The sequence below is a fragment of the Klebsiella sp. HMSC16C06 genome (assembly GCF_001808325.1).
Taxonomy (GTDB): Bacteria; Pseudomonadota; Gammaproteobacteria; order Enterobacterales; family Enterobacteriaceae; genus Klebsiella; species Klebsiella variicola.
In genome coordinates, this window is record NZ_KV792979.1 from 1 (window position 1) to 986 (window position 986).

Here is a 986-nt window from a genome sequence, read left to right on the forward strand (position 1 = left end):
CATTCAACTTCAGCTGGCGCCTCTATGCCGCTGAAGCGGCATTAAGAAGCTCCCCAGAAACGATTTTCTTTTCCTGATGAAAAAAAAGGCGTTAACTGTGACATGAACCAGACGTCGACAACCTGAAGGTAGTCAGGGATGAGGAAAAGGAAATCATGCACTTTTGTATTAAAGCATTAACTGCAGGCATTTTTATGGTAGCCAGCTTCAGCCACGGTGTTTCAGCGGCTCCGGTCTCAGACGTAACGCCACAGATGGCCTATGAAGATATATCCCGCTCCTTAGCTGAGCTGGAGCCCGTTACCTTCCAAGCTAAAGCTGAAAAACATAAATTATTAGTTTTTGTTGAAAATCAGTGTGTTTATTGCAGCTATGTTGTGAAAAATATCAAAAAGTACACGGATGCAGGGCTCACTATGTCATTTGTGACTGTGGTGCCGTCATCCATCAAAGACTCTGTCATAGAAGATATGGGGAGAGTATGGTGTGCACCCGATCGCCAGAAAAGTTTTAAAAATGCAATGGCCGGTTTTTTGCCAGATAACACCAGTTCAGAAAAATGTAAAAATCTGGTGATTAAACAGTCTGAGCTTGCAGACCGTCTCGGGGTTACCGCCACGCCTGCGATGGTTGTGCTGGAGCCGTCTGTCCATACTTTCCTGGGTAGTGTTTCTCCGGAAAAAATTCTCGCAGAACTCCGGTAAAGAGACGGGCTGGGATTGCTGAAAATAAATCAAACCGTATTTTAAGGATAAAAATGAAAGTCTGTGTGAAGGTACAATCCCGCATACTGCCGTTATGTTTGCTGGCCATGACGATCCAGATAGCGGGTCCTGCAGCTGCAGCGGTAAGGCTCATTACGGTATAACAGGCCCAGGATGCGGCGAAAATGACGCGCCCCGTAAGCGAACACCTCACCTCAGGTTCTGAAGAGAAGCAAACGCATACAGCGGCGCTGCGTACATCGCTGCAGCAGGAGGACAGAC

The 986-nt window shown here is 47.1% G+C and carries 1 protein-coding gene; it reads left to right on the forward strand.

What is annotated here, in order from left to right; translation table 11 throughout:
• Window positions 1-155 precede the first annotated feature (155 nt).
• Window positions 156-704, forward strand: a complete 549-nt coding sequence (locus HMPREF3142_RS01450; protein ID WP_070611419.1) for a thioredoxin fold domain-containing protein — start codon at window positions 156-158, stop codon at window positions 702-704.
• Window positions 705-986 lie beyond the last annotated feature (282 nt).

Bases quoted from the DNA above. Each gene is read 5' to 3' on its own strand.
- HMPREF3142_RS01450 (WP_070611419.1), top strand. From the start codon at position 156: ATGCACTTTTGTATTAAAGCATTAACTGCAGGCATTTTTATGGTAGCC.